The organism is Dyella amyloliquefaciens (assembly GCF_004296575.1).
Classification (GTDB): domain Bacteria; phylum Pseudomonadota; class Gammaproteobacteria; order Xanthomonadales; family Rhodanobacteraceae; genus Dyella; species Dyella amyloliquefaciens.
Window position 1 is genome coordinate 487,322 of the sequence record NZ_SAYT01000005.1, and the last position, 19,242, is coordinate 506,563.

Consider the following 19,242-nt stretch of genomic DNA (forward strand, 5'->3'; position numbering starts at 1 on the left):
CCTCAGGCACGCGCATCGGCTGCGTCGGGTGCCAGCACCGGCTGCGGCGCGGTGCTCGCGGCGGACAGCTGGAAGGTCCGCAGCACGTTCCAACCCATCACCAGCATGCCGCTCAGCACGATCAGGCCGCCGCCCAGGCGGAACAGGAAGTACGGCTTGGTCGCGTTGAGCGCTTCGACGAACGAATAGACCAGGGTGCCGTTTTCTGGATCCGTGGCGCGCCACATGAGTCCCTGCGTCACGCCGGCGATCCACATCGAGGCGATGTAGACGACCAGACCGATCGTGTGCAGCCAGAAGTGCAGGTCGATCAGCTTGGTCGAATACATCTTCGGCAGGTTGAGCAGACGCGGCAGCATCGCGTAGATGGAGCCGATCGAGATCATCGCGACCCAGCCGATGGCGCCCGAATGGACGTGACCGATGGTCCAGTCGGTGTAGTGACTGAGCGAGTTGACCGTCTTGATCGACATCATCGGTCCCTCGAACGTGCTCATCATGTAGAACGAGAGCGAGACGACGAGGAACTTCAGGATCGGGTCGGTACGCAGCTTGTGCCACACGCCCGAGAGCGTGAGGATGCCGTTGATCGCACCGCCCCACGACGGCGCCAGCAGCACCAACGAGAACACCATGCCCAGCGACTGTGCCCAGTCCGGTAGTGCCGTGTACTGCAGGTGGTGCGGACCGGCCCACATGTACACCGCGATCAGTGCCCAGAAGTGCACGATCGACAGTCGGTAGGAGTAGATGGGGCGACCGGCCTGCTTGGGCACGAAGTAATACATCATGCCGAGGAACGCCGTGGTCAGGAAGAAACCGACCGCGTTGTGGCCGTACCACCACTGCACCATCGCATCGACCGCGCCCGAGTACACCGAGTACGACTTGAACCAGCCGGCCGGGATGGCGAGGTTGTTGACGACGTGCAGCAACGCGATGGTGATGATGTACGCGCCGTAGAACCAGTTGGCGACGTAGATGTGTTTCACCTTGCGCTGGGCGATGGTGCCGAAGAACAGCACGCCATAGGCCACCCACACGACCGTGATGAGCAGGTCGATCGGCCATTCCAGCTCGGCGTATTCCTTGCCCTGGGTAAGACCCATCGGCAGGGTGATCGCAGCGGCCACGATGACCAGTTGCCATCCCCAGAATACGAACGAGGCCAGCTTGTCCGAGATCAACCGGACATGGCAGGTGCGCTGCACCGTGTACAGGCTGGTAGCGAACAGCGCCGATCCGCCGAAGGCAAAGATCACCGCATTGGTATGCAGCGGGCGCAGACGACCGTAGCTGAGCCACGGCAGATCAAAATCGAGGCCGGGCCAGTACAGCTGGGCGGCGATGATCACGCCGACCAGCATTCCGACCACGCCCCATACCACGGTCATCACGGCAAATTGCCGTACGACCTTATCGTTGTAACTCCCCTCGACGCCCACCATGAGGCCCACTCCTAGGCTTAACTGAACGGCGGGAAGTCTGTGGGGCTGGCCTCAGATCACAGTTGATCCAGATCAACGGGAACCGGGGGGACAGCTGTCGCGGTTTGTCGCAGGTCAAATTTGAGGGATGTCATATCTCTTCATCGCGAAAAAGAGATATATACTTGGCTCGCCCTTGCCAGGACCCCCTGCGATGCCTTCCATCAGCTTCGAGTTCTTCCCGCCCAAGACCGACGAGCAGCGCGCCCAGCTGGATCAGGCCGCCACCCTGCTCAAGTCGCTTTCGCCCGAATATGTGTCGGTCACCTTCGGGGCCGGCGGTTCGACACTGAGCTATACCGGCGAAACCGTCGCCAGGCTGCACGGCAATCACGGCCTGAACGTGGCGCCGCATCTGTCCTGCGTGGGCGGCACGCGGGCGGAACTCGCCGAGCTGCTGGACACCTACCGGGCAGCCGGCTACCGCCGTATCGTGGCCCTCCGCGGCGACCTGCCCTCGGGCATGGCCACCCCTGGCGACTTCCGCTATGCCTCGGAACTGGTGAGCTTCATCCGCGAGTACACCGGCGATCACTTCCACATCGAAGTCGCGGCCTATCCGGAAACCCATCCTCAGGCGGACAACGCCCTGGCCGACCTGCAGCACTTCAAGGCCAAGGTGGATGCCGGCGCGAACGGGGCAATCACGCAGTACTTCTTCAACGCGGATGCCTATTTCCGCTTTGTCGACGACGTGCGTCGCCTCGGCGTCGAGGTGCCGATCGTCCCCGGCATCATGCCGATCTCCAATTTCTCGCAGCTCAAGCGCTTCTCCGACCAGTGCGGCGCGGAGATTCCGCGCTGGATCGTCAAGCGCATGCAGGCCCATGGCGACGATGCCGCCTCGATCCGCGAGCTGGGCGCCGACGTGGTGGCGGACATGTGCCGTCGCCTGCTGCAGGGTGGCGCACCGGGGCTCCACTTCTACACACTGAATCGCGCTCGGGCCACGCAGGCAGTCCTGAACCGACTGCACAGTTGAAAGATGCCGCCGGGCGTAAGCTCGGTGGATGCTTCCTTACTGGCTTCTCTTGCTGCTGCTCTGCCTGCCCCTGGGTGCCCGGGCACAAGACGGTATTCACCGTTGCGTGGGGGCCGACGGCAATCCCGTGTTTACGGACCAGCCGTGCGCAGCACTCAACGCCACACCGGTGGCGTCGCCCGCCCGTGACAGTGCCCCCACTACGACGGCACCGATCGCGCCCGCCACGCCAGCGCCCGTCAGCTGCGCCACGACGGTGGCGGACTTGCGCCAGAGCGTGCTCGACGCGTTCTCGACCCGCGACCCGAACCGGCTCGCCGGCCTGATGCTGTGGGGCGGCTACGGGCAGCAAAGCGTCGTGGCGGACATCCGTTCGCTGGGCGGCTTGATGCAGCGACCGCTGCTCGGCGTCGGTCAGGCCGATGACGATTCCGCCGACACCCCCGCCAGCTCCGGAAGCGCGCCGCCAGCGCCACCCAATGACGAGCGCCAACTGGTGGTGCGAACCGCCGCGGACGACGGCAGCGGCCAGCCCCGCGAAACCCGCTTCGACGTCGTGCGGCGTTCGGGCTGCCTCTGGCTGCGAGGACGCGGCTGAAAGCCGGTGACAACGCTTCCGCCTGTGTGCCCGGGTTATCATGTACCGATTTTGTCCCCGGAGCATCGACATGGCGCAGCAGTACCCCGACTGGATCTGGCAGAACGGCGTGATCAAGCCTTGGCCTGAGGCAACCACGCATGTCATGTCCCATGCGTTGCATTACGGCTCATCGGTATTCGAAGGCATCCGTAGCTACGCGACGCCGGATGGCGCGGCGATTTTCCGCCTGACCGACCATCTCAAGCGCCTCTACCAGTCGGCCAAGATTTACGACATGACCCTGCCTTACACGCAGGACGAGCTGGCTGCAGCCTGCCGCGAAGTGGTGCGCAAGAATGGTCTCTCGGCGGCGTATCTGCGCCCCGTCGCCTATCGCGGCCTGGGCGGCTTCGGCCTATCGGCGGAAACGCCGATCGACGTTGCTGTCGCGGCATGGCCGATGGGTCCGTACCTCGGACCGGAGGCACTGGAGACCGGCATCGAAGCGTGCGTATCGAGCTGGCAGCGCTTCGCACCGAACACCATTCCGGCCGGCGCCAAGGCAGGCGGCAATTATCTTTCGGGCCAGCTGATCGCGCGCGAGGCACGTCGCCTGGGCTTCGGTGAAGGCATCGCCATGGCGTCCTCGGGCCTGCTCAGCGAAGGCGCTGGCGAGAACCTGTTCCTGGTATTCGATGGCGTGCTGCACACCACCCCGGCCAGTGCCTCGATCCTCACCGGCATCACGCGCGATACGCTCAAGACGCTGGCGCGCGAGGACGGTATCGAAGTGATCGAACGCGACATCCCGCGTGAATACCTGTACCTGTGCGACGAGCTGCTGATGTGCGGTACGGCGGCGGAAATCACGCCGATCCGTTCCGTGGACGGCAAGAAGATCGGCAGTGGCAAGGCCGGCCGCGTGACGCGTCGCCTGCAGGAACTGTTCTTCGGCCTGTTCAACGGCAAGACCAACGACCAGTGGGGCTGGCTGGAACCGCTGTAAGGTCAGCATCTGTCATGAGCGCACCAGGTGCGCTCATGACAGCGTCACTCAGGAAAAGACGATGCTGGCGATGGCGCCATTGGTATCGTTGCGCGGACGCATCGACACCTCCCAGCCATAGAGGTCGCACAGGCGCCGCACGATGGCCAGACCAAGGCCCGCGCCACTGCCGCCCGCACCTTCGCCACGCACGCCACGCTGGAACAAGCGCTCGGCATCCTCCGGCTTGATGCCCGGACCGGTATCGATCACCTCGATGCGATCGCCGGTGACTTCCACCTTCACCGACCCTTCGAGCGTGTACTTGATCGCATTGCCGATCAGGTTGGTCAACGCCACGGACAACACCGAAGCGGGCGCGTTGACGCTCAATGGCTGCTTCACCACCATCTCGATGCTGAGCGGTTTGTCACGCATCTGCGGGCGCTGGCTTTCGATCACGTCAGAAGCAACTTTCGCCACTTCGGTCGTCTCGCCGCGCGTGGGGCCGCGACGCTCCGCGCGCGAGAGCAACAGCAGCGCTTCGATCAGTTCGGTCGCCTGGCGCGACGCACGCTCAATACGCTTGAGGCGCTCGCGCAGCTTGTCGGTGAGATCGGGCGACCCCTGCAGCAGTTCGGTGGTGCTGGCGATCACGGCCAGCGGCGTACGCAGCTCGTGGCTCACATCCGAGTTGAATTCGCGGTCGCGCTCGACCATCGCCGTAAGGCGCTGGGAGTACTCGTCCAGCGCGAGGGCCAACTCACCCACTTCATCGTCGGCGAAAAGCGGTGCCAGCGGCTCTGCCTTGCCGTTCTTGCGGAAATCACGCAGGCGTCGTGCCAGCTCGCTCACCGGCTTGAGCACTTTGCGCGACAGCCACAGGCCGATCACCAGCGACAGCAGGCCAAACAGGAACACCGCGCCGATGACGCTGAAAAGCAGCTGCTGCTTGCCCAGCTCTTCGCGGGTGACGTCGTAGCGGATAAAGCCGATCAGTCCGTATTTGCGGCGCACCGCCAGCTTGTAGTGGTGCGCCTTGCCGTCGGGTGCCTGCTCGTAGATGTCATGCACGCCGCTGTCGAGGTTCTGCCACGCCAAAGGCATGTTGTAGAGGGTGCGCTCGCTGCGCATCCAGGCTTCGATCAGCGACGAGCTCTGCGGCTTGCTGGGATCGACGTGCACCTGCTCCACAGCCTGGTCGACGTCCTGCTGCAGGGCCGCCGTGACCAGCTGGTCTTCCACGCGATCTCGAATATTCAGTGCCGCGAACGCAAACAGCGCGCTGAGGCCAAAGCCGAACAGCGCGAACGATACGACCAGGCGGAACCTGAGCTTACGCCTGGACCGCATCCGGTTCGACCATTCGATATCCGATACCGTGCCGCGTGTGGATCAGCGGCTTTTCGAATGGCTTGTCGATCGCGGCGCGCAAACCATGGATGTGCACACGCAGCGAGTCGCTGTCGGGCAATTCCTCGCCCCATACGCGCTGCTCCAGATCCTGGCGCGTCACCACCGAAGGGCTGGCCTCCATCAGTGCCTGCAGGAGCTTCAAACCGATCGGGTTGAGCTGGATCGACTTGCCTTCGCGCGTGACGGTGAGCGTGTCGAGGTTGTAGGTGAGGTCGCCCACCTTCAACACGCGGCTCTGCGGACCCTTGCCACGACGGGCCAATACTTCGAGGCGCGCCGCCAGTTCCTGCAACGCGAAAGGCTTGGTCATGTAATCGTCGGCGCCGGATTCGAACCCCGTGAGCTTCTGCTCCAGCGCATCGCGCGCGGTCAGCATCAGGATCGGCGTCTGCTTGTGGGCCTCGTGCCGCAGCTTGCGGGCGACATCCAGGCCGTCCATGCCCGGCAGGGTGAGATCGAGCACGATCACGTCGAAATCGTGCACCACGGCCAAGTGCAGGCCGGTCACGCCGTCACCGGCAAAGTCGACCACATGACCGCGGTCTTCCAGATAATCGCCGATGTTCGTCGCGATATCGCTGTTGTCTTCGATTACCAGTACGCGCATGCGTCCTCCATACGCAGTCGGCGTGGGGCCGACCGAGGGCTCAAGCTTAACAACTTGCACAGGGGGAAAGGGGCTTCTGGCGGGCCGCAAGCTGAACAAGCCGCCATACGGGCAAGAAAAAAGCCCAGGCTCGCTGACTTGTCGTCGCTCGCCTGGGCTCAAGCTACTGCCCCGATACCGAAATCTGCTGTCACCGGACCTTGCGGTTGAAGTGCCGAGCAAATTGCAGTGGGGACTTTATAGGGGTGGCAGGGTTACGGTGTGGTTAATCGGTTCTCACCAGCGCGTTAACCGGTGCAGGACTTTTCTGCAGCAACCCGTGACGCCGTGCTAACGCGGCCGGTCGATCGGCGGCCGCGCTTGAACGGCATCATTTGGACGAGCCTTCCACCGCATCCTGGCGCGCAGCCTCTTCGGGCGAGCGGCAGATATGTGTTCCGGTCACGACCTGGCAACCGATGCGCGCCTGGATTTCCCGGCTGCGCGTATTGCCCGCGCCGCCATCCAGGCTGAATGCCATGACCTGCCGGTAACGCTCGGACAGAAGATGGCCCGGCGGCACCGAATAAACCCAGCCCCGCATGGCCATCAAAGCGGCCTGCTCGAATACGCCACCTGGATTTGCACTAACCACCCGCATGTCCTGCACGGAACCATCGCTGGCCAGACTGAACTCGATGACCACCTTACCCTCGACACCCCTCTCCAGCGCACCCGCGGGATAGACGGGCTTGCGGATCCGCAGCGGGGTCAGCGCCGGGGAACTGATCCCGGTTTCCTCGATATGCGCCGGGAGCATCGCCGCGCGCCGTGGCGCGAGGTTGGCAATCGCCAGTGGCAGCGCACCGGGTACGGCCAGGCTCGGGGCCACACTGGGGTAGGCGAGGGAAAGCAGCGACTCATCCGGCGAGTCCAACGCTGCATCGACCGGCCGCTGCAATGGCGCGGTGGTCGGCCTCAGGTTCGCCGGGTGCCAGGCTTGCTGCAGCGACTGCGCCAAGGGCAGCACAATCAACGAAGCGACGCGGGGAACCGGACCCATCAGATCAGGCATGCCTTCGCGTTTCAGCGCCAGTCCCAGCACCAGCGTGGCGACCATGCCCAATGCCAGCAGCGCACCCGAATACGGGCGCGCAGGCTGCACCGCCATCGCGCCATGATCGGCAGCCATCTGGTGAACGCGATCCAGCAGCACGCCGCCGCTGGCCGCCATCATCATCGGGGCGGCCTGCTGCATGGTGCCCAGCGCCGAGAGCGCGCGGGCAAGATCACGCCAGTTGCCGCCATGCAGAGTGAGCGCCATCTGGTCGCAGCAGATCTCGCGTTCGTTGCGCACGTCTGCGGAAATCCAGTGCACGACCGGATGGAAGAAGAACAGGGTTTCCAGCACCACCTGGTAGAAATTGACCAGCGGGTCCAGGCGCTTCAGGTGGGCGAGCTCATGGGCCAGGATCAGCTCCAGCTGCGACCGGGGAAATCCGGTCGCCATCGTCAACGGCAGCACGATCACCGGGCGGAACCAACCCACCAGCAAGGGCGTGTCCACGGTGCCGCTCCAGATGAGCGAAATGCGACGACGCATGCCAAAGCGCTCGGTGAGCCTCAACAGCATCCGCCACATCGGACCGTCATCTTCCACGCCATTGGCAATCAGGCCCTGCAGGCCACGCCATTGGCGCCACACGCGCACTGACAGCACCAGCACGCCGGCAAGCCAGACCACCGTGAGCCAGGGCGTGATGCCGAAACGTCCGGCCACGTGATCGAGGATGGATGCCGGCGATTCACTCAGGCTGCCCGCGGCAACGACCACCGGGTCGAGCATCGCATCGTGGGAAGGCATCGGCGGCGACGTGCGCAGCACCCATGCCATGGTCAGCACCGGGCATATCGAAAGTACCAGCAATGCCGCCACACCGAGCCGGTAGCGTGCAGCGCCGCGGGGCAGCGCCGCCCGCACCGCCGCGTAAAACGCACCCACCAGCAGGCCCTGCCACAGGAAGTGCAGCAGGGTCACGCCCACCAGTTGCAGGGTGTCGAGAAAGACGTGTGAGGAAACCATCAGGGCACCTCCTGATCCAGCTTGTTCAGGAGATCGCGGATCTCGCGCAGCTCCTCACGCGTAGCGCGCTGGGTGCCCAGGGCGTGCAGCACCAGCTGTGAAGACGACCCGTCGAAAACGCGATTGACGATGTCGTGCAGAAAGCGCTTTTGCGTTCGCTCCTTGCTGACGGAAGGACGATAGACATGCGCACGCGCCGTATCGTCCCGCTCCACCAATCCCTTGCCATGCATGACCTGAAGCAACTTCAGGGCGGTCGTGTAGCCACCGCCCTCGCCCAGTGCCTCGTGTACTTCGCGCACCGTGCATGGCCCCTGCCGCCACATGACGCGCAGGATTTCAAGCTCGGCCACCGTAGGCTTGGGCGCGTCTGGCTTGGATGCTTTCATATGCCTCCCCCAGCACCTTGTCAGGCATCAGGCCCCGGTGCACACCGGGGCCCAACGGAACCATCAACCGCCGCTGCGGTTCTGCACGGCGTGCGTCGAGGTGTCCTGCATGAACTTCTGGCTGTCCTGTCGGCTCTTCTCGATCTCGCCGTAAGTACGGCAGGTCGACTTGGGCAGCAAGGAGCCCGTCGGCGCAGAGCGCTCACAGATCACCCGGTTGCTGTCACGCTTGGTCAGGATGGCGTTGATGGCTTCCTGGTCGTTCACCAGCTTGACCTTGGAATCCTTGTCCATCTTGTCCGTGCTGTCGTACTTGTCGAACAGCGACTGCATGTCGCTGAAATGCGAGTCGATGGCGGTGCGCTCTTCCGTGGTCACGAACTCATAGCGTCCGCCCGGCTCCATCAGCTTGTGCACGGCCGCCGTCTGGGCCGTGAAGTCTTCCTTGTCCTGCGCCTTGACGACCACCTGATCCTTGCTCGCAAACGCGGAGCCTGCTGCCAGGCACATCCCCAGGCCGAGCATCCAGATCTTGAATTTCATACCACTCCCCTCCTCGACCATGCCGTATCCCGACATGGGATAACACGCAGTATCGTCCTCAGCCATCCTAATCAGGCTGTCCGGGGAGTGTCAACGAAGAGATTCGTACTACGAATGTCGTAGTCCTGCTGCCATTCAGCGGCCGCGAGCGACGTTTTGTTCCAGGTGCTTGATGATTTCACCGGACACATCCACGCCCGTCACCGTCTCGATACCTTCCAGCCCGGGGGACGCGTTCACTTCGAGCAGGAGCGGGCCACGGTTCGAACGGAGAATATCCACGCCCGCCACGCCCAGGCCAAGTGCCGAGGCCGCCTGGACGGCGATGCGACGCTCCTCGGAGCTCAGGTCCGCCTTCATGGCCGAGCCGCCACGGTGCAGGTTCGCGCGGAACTCACCCGGGCTGGCCTCTCGCTGCATTGCAGCAACGACTTTCTTGCCGACCACGAAACAACGCAGGTCGCTGCCTTTTGCTTCAGCGATGAACTCCTGCACCAGGAAATTGGCGTAGAGGCCGCGAAAAGCCTCGATCACGCTCTGGGAAGCGCTGCGCTTCTCCGCCAGCACCACGCCGGTGCCCTGGCTGCCCTCATTGAGCTTGATCACATGCGGCGGCTCGCCCAGGGTCGCGAGCACGTCGGCGGTGTCGTCGGGGTTGTCGCCAAACACCGTCGCAGGCATGTCCAGGCCCTTGGCGGCGAGGATCTGCAGGCAGCGCAGCTTGTCGCGCGCACGCAGCACGGCGTCGGACGAGTTGGGCGTGTACACCCCCATCATTTCCAATTGGCGCAGCACCGCCGTGCCATAGAACGTGCTGGTGACGCCGATACGCGGGATCGCCGCATCGATTCCGCGCAGCGCCTTGCCCTTGTAGCGGATCGACATGTTGCCCGGCGCAATGCGCACGTAGCAGCGCAGCGGATCGAGCACCCGCACCACATGGCCACGCTCGCGCGCGACATCGACCAGTCGCTGGGTGGAGTACAGGCGGGCATTCCGCGACAGGATGGCGATCTTCATGAAATACCCATGGTGCCGGCCATCACCGGACGCGGCTGTGTATAGGAAAGGGAGGGATCGACGGCAAAACGCCCGTGCAGCGCGGTACGCCCAAGCAGCATCGGAAACAGCATATGGCGGCGATCAGTCAAATTGATGTCTACCGCAAACAGTTCCCCCGCCAGCATCACGTCGGTGCGGATGAACCAGCGCAGGGTACGCCGTCCCCCGGTATCCGTGACCGCGCGCCGATCGAGCGCGGGGGTTTCGCATGCAACGGCAACGCGATGACGACCACCCACGTTCACAGCAAAGCGCAACCAGGTGTCGCCATCGCGCTCGAAGCTCTCCAGCGCATCCACGTGCAACGAGCTGCTGCGCGCCCCGGTGTCGAGCTTGGCCTTGAGCAGGCCGATGCCCAGCGTCGGCAACGCCAAACGCTCCCGCCAGCCGAGGGTGATCACATCCGCCATTTATCAGCGCACGCCGCAGGGTTACGAGAAAGGGAGCTCGGTGGGGTCGAGTTGGAGCGGGTGAAGGGAATCGAACCCTCGTCAGTAGCTTGGGAAGCTACAGCTCTACCATTGAGCTACACCCGCATCGCCGGAAGATGGTAACCCGGGACCCCGGAATTTTGGAACTGTCCGCGCAGTTCAACACCGCATGAACCGGACATGGCGGCCCGCTGAATCATCGATGGCAACAAGGCCGGCCAGTCCTTGCTAGTGCCGGACCCGCAGTCCGCATAATGCGCACGTCGACGCGCTTGGGCACTCATGCGTTTTCAGGGGCGTCGACACCTTCCCGGCGCGAGGTCTTCGCGTCAGTTTCCGGAGAACTACATGCGTGCGCTTTCCACATTGCTCTCGTCGCCGCGCAACTGGCGATGGATGGCCGTGGCCCTGCTGGCCTGCGCCGGCCTGGCGCAGGCGCAAACACAACCGCCGCCGGATGACGGCGGCGCCGGTGACCCTCCCTCGCGCGTCGCACGCCTGTCCTATCGCACCGGAGACGTGAACCTGCTTCCCTCCGGGGAAAAGGACTGGGGCGACGCCAGCCTCAACCGTCCGCTGACGACGGGTGATCGTTTGTCCACCGGGCAAGCCGGCCGTGCCGAACTGGAACTGGGCGGCGGCACCCTGCGTATCGCAGACGACACCGACTTCGGCTTCCTCACCCTCAACGACCAGGTGAGCCAGGTGGAACTCACCCAGGGCACGCTCAACCTGGCCGTGCGCGGCCTGGCCGAGGGCCAGAGCTACGAAATCGATACACCCACCGTGGCGCTGGTCGTGGACCAGCCCGGCACCTACCGCGTGGATATCAGCGATGACGGCAAGTCCACGCGCATCACGGACTTCGACGGCCACGCCGTCGTCTACGGCGAAGGCGGCGCCCAGCGCCCCCTCGTCGGCGGGCGCACCTACGAGTTTGGCGATTCCACGCTCAACAACGTGACCATCAGCGACACCGATGGTGGCGACGACTTTGACGCCTGGTGCAACAGCCGCGACCGGCGCTATGCCGAGTCGGACACGAGCCGCAACGTTCCCAGCGATATGGTGGGCTCACAGGACCTCGACCAGTACGGCAACTGGCAGGCTGACCCGGAGTATGGCCAGGTCTGGTACCCGAGCAATGTGGCCGCGGACTGGGCACCCTATCGTGACGGCCACTGGGCCTACGTCGGTCCGTGGGGTTGGACCTGGGTAGACGATTCCCCCTGGGGCTTCGCGCCTTACCACTACGGACGCTGGGCCTATGTGCGCGCCCGCTGGTGCTGGGTGCCGGGCCCGGTCTCGGTACGACCGGTCTATGCACCGGCCCTCGTTGCTTTCGTAGGTGGCGCCGGCTTCGGCGTGTCGGTGGGCATCGGCGCTGCGCCGGTGGGTTGGTTCCCCCTCGGCCCGGGCGAGGTCTATAACCCCTGGTACCACGCCAGCCGCGGCTACTACACCAACGTCAACATCACCAATATCTACGTGCGCAACAACCGCCAGGTGGTGATCAACAACATCAACAACCACTACAACTATTTCCGCGACGGTCGGGCGATGCCGAACGAGCGGTACTTCAATCGCGAGGCACCGCGCGCCTTCACCGCCATGTCCCGCCAGGATTTCGCCTCTGCCCGCAATGCCGGACAGCACCAGATGGCGGTGGATCCGCGTCGCTTCGCGAATGCGCCAGTAATGGCACGGGGCGCCGATGTGCAACCGGGCCGGGCCAGTTTCGTGCCGCCGCGCAATGCCAACGAGCGCGGCCAGCCGGGCGCCGGCTTCAACCGCGAAGTCGTGGCCCGCAATGCGCCAGCTGCCGGCTTCGCGGGCCGTCCGCAGGGCAATGCCAACGGAGGTGCACCACGCAACGTTCCAACCGCCAGCAACGTTCGCATGCTCAACGGACCTTCCGCCGGCAATCGCCCGGGGGTACCGGGCCGTACCGCGAACTCGCCGGAAGAACGCGCATTTTCGGTGAACCGGAACAACGGTGCCGGGGCAAACCAGCCGGCTGCGCCGAACAACGAGCCCGCTTCGGCCCGCTTCAATCGCGCTCAGCCTGAGGACAACCGTGCAGCCGGTGCACCTGATATGCGCCGCCCGATTGCGCCGAGCGAGTCCAACGCCATGCGTACCGGCGAGCTGCCTTCGGCGAGGTTTGCCCGTCCGCAAGGAGACGAAGGCCGAACGCCCCCGAACGAACGCGGCAACCCTGGCAACCAGCCTCGACCGGGCGTGAGCTATATCCCCAGCGCAGATGCTGATCGCGCGATGCGTGCGCAGCCGCAGCCTGGGACGTTGCCCAACACGCCGCGCTTCGAACGGGAACAACCGACGCAGGACAACGCCGAGCGCATCCAGCGCGAGAGCGCTGCGCCACGACAGGAACCGCAGCAGCCGCGTTTCGTTCAACAGCCGCGCGAGGTGCAGGCACCTCGTGAAATGCCGCAACAACGCGAGGCGGCGCAACAGCGAGCCTATCAGCCGCCCCGTGGATACGAGCCGCCGCGCCCCAATCCGCAGCCCCAGCAGCAGCGACCGGCCCAGAACAGCCAGCCGCAGCAGCATCCGTCGGGCGGGCATGAGGACCGGCACCCGCCAAAGAAGGACGATCAGCACAACTGACGCACCAACTCGCTGTTATTTCCATGAAAAGCCCGGCTATGCCGGGCTTTTTCGTGCAACTCGGGCATCCCGAGCCATAGGCGCTACAATGCGTCGATGTACATCACGCTCAATGGCAGTCCGCGTGACTGCGCCCCCGCCACGACCGTCGCTCAGTTGCTGCAGGAAGCCGGTTACGGCAGCCGCCGCGTCGCCGTGGAAGTGAACCACCAGATCGTCCCACGCAGCCAGCACACCAGCCATGGGCTGTCGGAAGGCGACCAGGTAGAGATCGTCCACGCCATCGGCGGCGGTTGATTGCCGCAATTCGCCACTTGCGACGCCCATGGGCGCCGCGCGCAGCCTGAAGACACACGATGAACACCAAGACGTTCGACTCCGCCGATCCGCTGATCATTGCCGGCAAGAGCTACGGCTCGCGCCTGCTCACCGGCACCGGCAAGTACAAGGACTTCGACGAAACCCGCCGCGCCACCCAGGCCGCTGCGGCTGAAATCGTCACACTGGCCATCCGTCGCGTGAACATCGGCCAGGACGCCAGCCAGCCGAACCTGCTCGATGCGCTGCCGCCGGACGAGTTCACCCTCCTCCCCAATACGGCCGGCTGCTACAACGCCGTCGACGCCGTGCGCACCTGCAAGCTGGCGCGCGAACTGCTCGATGGCCACAAGCTGGTGAAGCTGGAAGTGCTGGGCGACCAGCGCACGCTGTTCCCGGATGTGGTGGAAACCCTCAAGGCCGCTGAAACACTGGTCGCCGACGGTTTCGACGTCATGGTCTACACCAGCGACGATCCGATCCTGGCCAAGCGCCTGGAAGAGATCGGCTGCGTGGCGGTGATGCCGTTGGCTGCACCGATCGGCTCGGGCCTGGGCATCCAGAACCGCTACAACCTGCTCGAGATCATCGAGAACGCGAAGGTGCCGATCATCGTCGACGCTGGCGTGGGCACGGCTTCCGACGCGGCCATCGCGATGGAGCTGGGCTGCGACGGCGTGCTGATGAATACGGCAATCGCCGGCGCCAAGGATCCGGTGCTGATGGCGCATGCGATGAAGCTGGCGATCCAGGCAGGCCGCGCCGCCTTCAAGGCTGGTCGCATCCCGCGCAAGCGCTTTGCTTCCGCGTCCAGCCCGATCGACGGCACCATCGGCTAAACAGGAACATCCACGCGTCGTCCTCGCAGAAGTGGGGATGACGCGACTCTCCATGCAACCGTCCCTTCGACGGCATCGCGGGGCAGACGCGTGAAGAGAATGAACCTACGCCCCACCCTTAACGTGCTCCTCAAGGGAGGAGCACTCTGTTGACGACACACGCATGACTCACGATCACGACGACGCCAGCAAGCCTGAATACATGCGCCGTATCCGCAGCTTCGTGCTGCGCGAAGGCCGCATGACGCCGGCACAGCAGCGCGCCTTTGATGACCACTGGGCACGGTTCGGCATCGACTACTCGGGTTCTTCGCAGGACTACACCGAACGTTTCGGTCGTGCGGCTCCGCTGGTGCTGGAAATCGGCTTCGGCAACGGCGAGGCTTTGGCATGGGCGAGCGAGCACGACCTCGAGCGCAACTTCATCGGCGTGGAAGTCCATGGCCCCGGCGTGGGACGCCTGATGAATGTGCTGGCGGCTCGCGACGCGCAGAACGTCCGCCTTTACAAGCATGACGCCGTGGAAGTGCTCGAAAACGAGATTCCCGAAGGCACGCTGGCCGAAGCGCGCATCTGGTTTCCCGATCCCTGGCACAAGAAGCGCCACAACAAGCGCCGCATCATCCAGCCCGAATTCGTTGCCCTGCTCGCTTCGCGCATGGCGCCAAATGGCCTGCTGCACCTGGCGACTGATTGGCAGCCCTACGCCGAGCACATGCTCGAAGTGATGGAAGCCGCGCCCGCATGGCGCAATGCCATTGGCCCCGGCCAGTACGCGGAGAAGCCCGACTGGCGCATCGAAACCCATTTCGAACGTCGCGGACTCAAGCTGGGCCACGGCGTCTGGGATCTGCTCTACCGCACGTGATGTTGCAGGCATCCGCGCGTTGGACTCCAACGAAGGCGGACCGGCGATTCCAAGCACATGACGAGGGCCGCTTACGCGGCCCTCTCCATTGCTGCGCTTGCCGCATCAGTTGTAGGTCATGGTAAATGTCACCGAAGTGTTGGCCTTGCCCGCGCCGACGCTGGAACCTGTCTGGTAGTAACGCGCCTTCAACGGGATGCTGTAGCTACCGCCCGTACCCGGGTTGTAGCCATTGACCGTCATCGGCGTGCTCAGCGGCAGTGCCGCGGTACCGGTGCTGTCGAGCAGTTGCAGGCCAATGCCGGTCGCAGTCGAGCTGCCATCGAGCGCCACCACTGAGTTGCCGCTGTTGACTACCGCCGTGACTGGATCGATCTGGTATTCGATGCTGTCCATGCCGGCAGGGCAATCGTTCAAGTTGAGGGAGAATCCGGTCGCCTGGGTAAACGTACCGGGACCCGTCATCTCAGAGTTCATGTGCTTGCCCATGGGAACCACGACATCCGGAGTAACGCAGGCGAGAGCCAATGTCTTCACGCTGGTCTGGGTGAGCAGCAGCTGCGCCGCGTTGAGGCCGTCATACCAGACATTGATCGTCGGACTGGAAAAAACCTGCGTGCCGCTCCTGACTGGACCAATGGCGATCAGCTGCACGCTCAGAAAGGATCTCAGAATGTAGGCCTGGGTGGTATTGGCGGTCCACTCGTCAGGCTGCCCAATCCAGGCCCAGTCGGATGGACTGCCCGTACTTCCCCAGAACCAGGAAGCCCGTATGCCCACCCCCGGAAGATTCGGCAAAGCAAACACATTGGGCATGCCAGACACCGGCTGCAGACCGGGAATGTTCCACTGCATCTTCAGGTAGAACCAGGCGTTGCAAAGAATGCTGGCGGTGCCCGTGCCACCTTGCACCCAGCCGGAATCCCAGAGGATCGTGCCTCGGGATACATTCCTGGCAACGACCAGCTGTGTCGGCAATGCGATCGTGCTCGTCAGGGTGCTGCCGGCAGTGAAGGAGCAGGAAGCCTGCGCCTCGCGGCCAATACCGACCAACCCGAGCAGGAAGACGAGGAGCAGCGAGAATCGCTTCATGCGCTTGAAGGCGCGCGAGCGGGATGAGTCGCCTATTCCGGCCTCTATCGGGAATGAATGCACCAGTGGAGACACCGCTTGGTGCTTGTGATCGTGATCGTGATCGTGATCGTGATCGTGAAAAGTTGTATGCATGTCGTCCTCCGGACTCAACGGCAAACCGCGTCCGTCGTGGTAATGACTGACCCTTCGCTATCCTTGGCGCGCGGGGGTAGGGCGTACTGGATGTGGCACTGTTCGTCGGCACCATCGCCCCAACGCACCGCCAGCACGCCGCCGTCTTCGGCACCGCGTACAAAAAGCTGACCACCCTGCCCCATCGTTCCCATGCTTCGCCCATCGATACCGAGCACCTCGGCACCAAAGGGGATGGCCTTGCCATCAGCCTGTGTGGCGCGGATCAGCACGGCACGACCACTCTCCGTTTCGAACTTCAATGGCACTACCGCGCCAGCACGCGGCGCTGCCTGCAGGCGCGTGGTCTTTAGCTCGACGTCATTGGACGTGCCTGCGGGATCGAGCGTGACGTCATTCATGCGGTAGGGCATGAGATTGGTCGCCACGGCATAGCCACGACCATCCACCGTCGCCTGGCCACTACTGCTCACGCGCGCCCCCTTGGCATCCGGCGCGTCGACGATGCTGATCGCGCTGTTGGGGTCGAGCTGCGGTGCGAGCGTGATGCCGCCGCGATGGACCACCAGTCCACCCGCCGCACTGAGCGACGCCTGCTGGTAATGCTCCGAATACGAATAGCTGCCATTGAGGTTGGCATACGGTGCCTGCCAGCCCAGGTTGCCGCTGGCCGTGGTCTGCGACGGGCTGTTGCCGTAATCGCTGTAGGACGCGAAAGCGCCGTAATTGAACTGGCTGTCCTTGCCGAATGTTCCGCTGATGCCGGCGCGGTCGCTGTCACCCATGACGTCGTCATGCATGGCGGACACCTGCAGCATGGGCGCGTTGCGCGAAGAGGGCCCGCCCAGGGGAATCGACAGGTTGATGCCGAACTGGTTGTCGTAGTGCGCGCCGTTGTACATCGGCCCTGCCGTGTAGGTGCGGCTGGCCGTGAGGCCGAAGTTCACCCGGCGATAGGTATTGCTGTAGCCCAGCTGGTACGTGGTGGCACTGGGCATGCCCTGCCAGTACGTATTGCGCGAGCCATTGAAGTAAAGCTGCCCATACCTGCCGCCGAAGTTCTGGTTGACCGTGACGTTCAGGCGCTGCCTGGAGCGCATGAGGTTGATCACATCCAGGCTGCTGGTGCGCATGGAAGTCATCAGGTCCTGCGTGACGACGGCATCCGACAGCGACAGGAAGTTGCCGTTGGAATAGCGATAGGAGGCCAAGGCGAACGTCGTGCCGGATGATGGAATCACCTTGGAATACGACACGCGCGTGCTGTAACCCGACAGCGACTCAGCGCCCTGGAACGTGGTCATCGACCGGGTGACGTCCAGTGCGAAGGCGCCAATGGGCGTGTTGACGGCCGCGCCACCGAGATAGCCGTGATAGAGGTTGCGGTAGGTGGACTGGACGCCACCGTACAGCGTCAGCCAATTGTTGATGCCGCGCTGGTAGGTGCCTTCGACAAAATAGGGCTTGTCGTTGCGCAGCGCCGTGTTGTGCACCTGTCCGTCGGTCATGGACCAGCGGCTGATCCCGGGACGCAGCAGCATGGGCACCGCGGAATAAGGCACCAGGAAGCTGTGCGTGCTGCCGTCGGCCTCGAAGACCATGACGACCAGGTCGCCTCCGTAACCGGTGGCATACAGGTCATCGATCACAAATGTGCCGGGCGCCACGGTGGCCTGGTACAGCAGGTTGCCGTTCTGGCGCACTTCGACACGCGCCTGCGTATTGGCCGTACCGCGCACCACCGGCGCGTAGCCTTGCTGCGAATCGGGCAGCATGCGGTCGTCGCTGTACATGGTGATGCCGCGGAACGGCGTGGTGTCGAACACCACGCCCTGCGTATAACCATCACCGATGGTGAACTGCGCCTTCCAGCGCGTGATGTCGTGCGTGGCCGTGGTGTTGATGTTGGTCCACTGCGTGCGACCCGTGCGCTGGTCCCATTGCGCCGTTTCCTGGCTGCGCAGGCGCCACCCCATCACGTTCATGCCAAGGTTGAGGCCGAGATAGGCGTCGATGTCGTTGCTGCTGTAGCCACCACGCTGCGTCGGCACGAACGTACCGCGCTGGACGGGAACGTACTGGCCGTTGACACCAAGCATGTAGTTGCCGATGGTGCTGGACACGTAGTTGCCGCCGGGGCCAGCCATGTAGTACTGCGCACCCTGCACATCGATGCGGTTTCCATCGGTGCCGACTGCGGTGCCACCACCGGTCGTACGCGGGCCGCCGTAACTCTGGTCGAGCGAGTAGGCGTTGAAGTTGTAGCCAAGCAGGAAGGCCGTCTCACCCTCGTCCCACAGCTCCGGACTCACATAGCCGCGCGCCTGGCGACGCAGACTCTCCTGCGGCACGGACACATCGAGACGGAGCTCGCCCACGTCCATCACTGCCCGGGCATCGACGCTGACGGCGTCGATGGGGATGCAGGCGTTCTGGGCATTGACGACCTGCGGATCGAGCCGGTTCATGTCCACGCCCATTTGCACCAGGGTGGCGTAGTCGAAACAGGGTTGCGCTATCGACTGGCCGTCCACCGCACGGAAGGTCAGATTCTTTCGCGTCACACGGCCTTCATTGACGAAGACATCAACGTTGTAGGTACCCGGCAACACGGGATTGCCCTTCTCGAAACGAGACACGTCGATCGACTGGCTCGATCCGGTAAAGGCATTGCTGAACTCCACCACGGCAGCGCCCGATGCGGGCTCCAGGGCGGGCCCTGCGGGTGCGGCGACAGGGCCGGCAAGCAAGGCTGCCGGCATGGTGCCCAAGGCCAACATCACGAACCAGGGCAAAGTGCGAACGCGCGTCGCTC

At 64.0% G+C, this 19,242-nt stretch carries 17 protein-coding genes, 1 tRNA gene and 1 pseudogene; 8 read left to right on the forward strand and 11 right to left on the reverse strand.

Annotated elements, in window-relative coordinates; translation table 11 throughout:
* Positions 1-2: 2 nt before the first annotated feature.
* The gene (gene ccoN / locus EPB08_RS13975) at positions 3-1,448 is read right to left on the reverse strand and encodes a cytochrome-c oxidase, cbb3-type subunit I (protein WP_130619711.1); all 1,446 of its coding nucleotides are present in this window, start codon (positions 1,446-1,448) and stop codon (positions 3-5) included.
* 193 nt (positions 1,449-1,641) lie between these two features.
* Between ccoN and metF the strand changes: the two genes are divergently transcribed.
* The 4 genes and pseudogenes from metF (at position 1,642) to EPB08_RS13990 (ending at position 4,055) form a co-directional block, all read left to right on the forward strand.
* Entirely contained in the window at positions 1,642-2,469 is an 828-nt protein-coding gene (metF, locus tag EPB08_RS13980; protein ID WP_130619712.1) for a methylenetetrahydrofolate reductase [NAD(P)H], read from the forward strand.
* Positions 2,470-2,497: 28 nt separating this feature from the next.
* Positions 2,498-2,671: pseudogene (locus tag EPB08_RS21275) on the forward strand (DUF4124 domain-containing protein); the annotation flags it as partial.
* A gap of 63 nt (positions 2,672-2,734) precedes the next feature.
* A complete protein-coding gene (locus EPB08_RS21280; RefSeq protein WP_229238360.1) occupies positions 2,735-3,067 on the forward strand; it encodes a hypothetical protein in 333 nt (110 codons plus the stop codon).
* A 70-nt stretch (positions 3,068-3,137) separates the two neighbouring features.
* Positions 3,138-4,055, forward strand: coding sequence for a branched-chain amino acid transaminase (locus EPB08_RS13990; RefSeq protein ID WP_130619714.1), 918 nt, complete (start codon positions 3,138-3,140; stop codon positions 4,053-4,055).
* A gap of 48 nt (positions 4,056-4,103) precedes the next feature.
* On the opposite strand, the gene EPB08_RS13995 is transcribed toward EPB08_RS13990, so the two are convergent.
* From EPB08_RS13995 to EPB08_RS14030, 8 genes are all read right to left on the reverse strand, one after another.
* A complete protein-coding gene (locus tag EPB08_RS13995; RefSeq protein WP_130619715.1) occupies positions 4,104-5,387 on the reverse strand; it encodes a sensor histidine kinase in 1,284 nt (427 codons plus the stop codon).
* The gene (locus EPB08_RS14000; protein WP_019466282.1) at positions 5,371-6,057 is read right to left on the reverse strand and encodes a response regulator transcription factor; all 687 of its coding nucleotides are present in this window, start codon (positions 6,055-6,057) and stop codon (positions 5,371-5,373) included. Before EPB08_RS14000 ends, EPB08_RS13995 begins: the two co-directional genes overlap by 17 nt.
* Before the next feature lie 370 nt (positions 6,058-6,427).
* On the reverse strand, positions 6,428-8,119 hold the full coding sequence (locus EPB08_RS14005) for a M56 family metallopeptidase (protein WP_130619716.1): 1,692 nt from the start codon (positions 8,117-8,119) through the stop codon (positions 6,428-6,430).
* Positions 8,119-8,508: a BlaI/MecI/CopY family transcriptional regulator gene (locus EPB08_RS14010; protein WP_130619717.1), complete on the reverse strand. Its 390-nt coding sequence runs from the start codon at positions 8,506-8,508 to the stop codon at positions 8,119-8,121. Before EPB08_RS14010 ends, EPB08_RS14005 begins: the two co-directional genes overlap by 1 nt.
* A 63-nt stretch (positions 8,509-8,571) precedes the next feature.
* Positions 8,572-9,051: a hypothetical protein gene (locus tag EPB08_RS14015; RefSeq protein WP_130619718.1), complete on the reverse strand. Its 480-nt coding sequence runs from the start codon at positions 9,049-9,051 to the stop codon at positions 8,572-8,574.
* Between the two features lie 135 nt (positions 9,052-9,186).
* Positions 9,187-10,071 carry a 30S ribosomal protein S6--L-glutamate ligase gene (rimK, locus tag EPB08_RS14020; RefSeq protein ID WP_130619719.1) on the reverse strand — a complete coding sequence of 295 codons (885 nt, stop codon included), beginning with the start codon at positions 10,069-10,071 and terminating at the stop codon, positions 9,187-9,189.
* Positions 10,068-10,523: an ATP-dependent zinc protease family protein gene (locus tag EPB08_RS14025; RefSeq protein ID WP_130619720.1), complete on the reverse strand. Its 456-nt coding sequence runs from the start codon at positions 10,521-10,523 to the stop codon at positions 10,068-10,070. Before EPB08_RS14025 ends, rimK begins: the two co-directional genes overlap by 4 nt.
* Positions 10,524-10,575: 52 nt before the next feature.
* Positions 10,576-10,649 (reverse strand) — tRNA-Gly (locus EPB08_RS14030).
* A gap of 243 nt (positions 10,650-10,892) precedes the next feature.
* On the opposite strand from EPB08_RS14030, the gene EPB08_RS14035 reads away from it, so the two are divergent.
* From EPB08_RS14035 to trmB, 4 genes are all read left to right on the forward strand, one after another.
* Positions 10,893-13,175 (forward strand): DUF6600 domain-containing protein, encoded by a 2,283-nt coding sequence (locus EPB08_RS14035; protein WP_130619721.1) that lies wholly within the window; start codon positions 10,893-10,895, stop codon positions 13,173-13,175.
* A 96-nt stretch (positions 13,176-13,271) separates the two neighbouring features.
* On the forward strand, positions 13,272-13,472 hold the full coding sequence (gene thiS, locus EPB08_RS14040; protein ID WP_130619722.1) for a sulfur carrier protein ThiS: 201 nt from the start codon (positions 13,272-13,274) through the stop codon (positions 13,470-13,472).
* A 59-nt stretch (positions 13,473-13,531) separates the two neighbouring features.
* Positions 13,532-14,332, forward strand: coding sequence for a thiazole synthase (locus tag EPB08_RS14045; protein ID WP_130619723.1), 801 nt, complete (start codon positions 13,532-13,534; stop codon positions 14,330-14,332).
* 163 nt (positions 14,333-14,495) lie between these two features.
* The gene (gene trmB / locus EPB08_RS14050) at positions 14,496-15,200 is read left to right on the forward strand and encodes a tRNA (guanosine(46)-N7)-methyltransferase TrmB (RefSeq protein WP_130619724.1); all 705 of its coding nucleotides are present in this window, start codon (positions 14,496-14,498) and stop codon (positions 15,198-15,200) included.
* A 105-nt stretch (positions 15,201-15,305) separates the two neighbouring features.
* Here the strand turns inward: trmB and EPB08_RS21285 are convergent, their stop codons facing one another.
* Positions 15,306-16,445 carry a fimbrial protein gene (locus EPB08_RS21285; protein WP_229238345.1) on the reverse strand — a complete coding sequence of 380 codons (1,140 nt, stop codon included), beginning with the start codon at positions 16,443-16,445 and terminating at the stop codon, positions 15,306-15,308.
* Positions 16,442-19,207 carry a fimbria/pilus outer membrane usher protein gene (locus tag EPB08_RS14060; protein WP_229238346.1) on the reverse strand — a complete coding sequence of 922 codons (2,766 nt, stop codon included), beginning with the start codon at positions 19,205-19,207 and terminating at the stop codon, positions 16,442-16,444. Before EPB08_RS14060 ends, EPB08_RS21285 begins: the two co-directional genes overlap by 4 nt.
* Between the last annotated feature and the right edge of the window lie 35 nt (positions 19,208-19,242).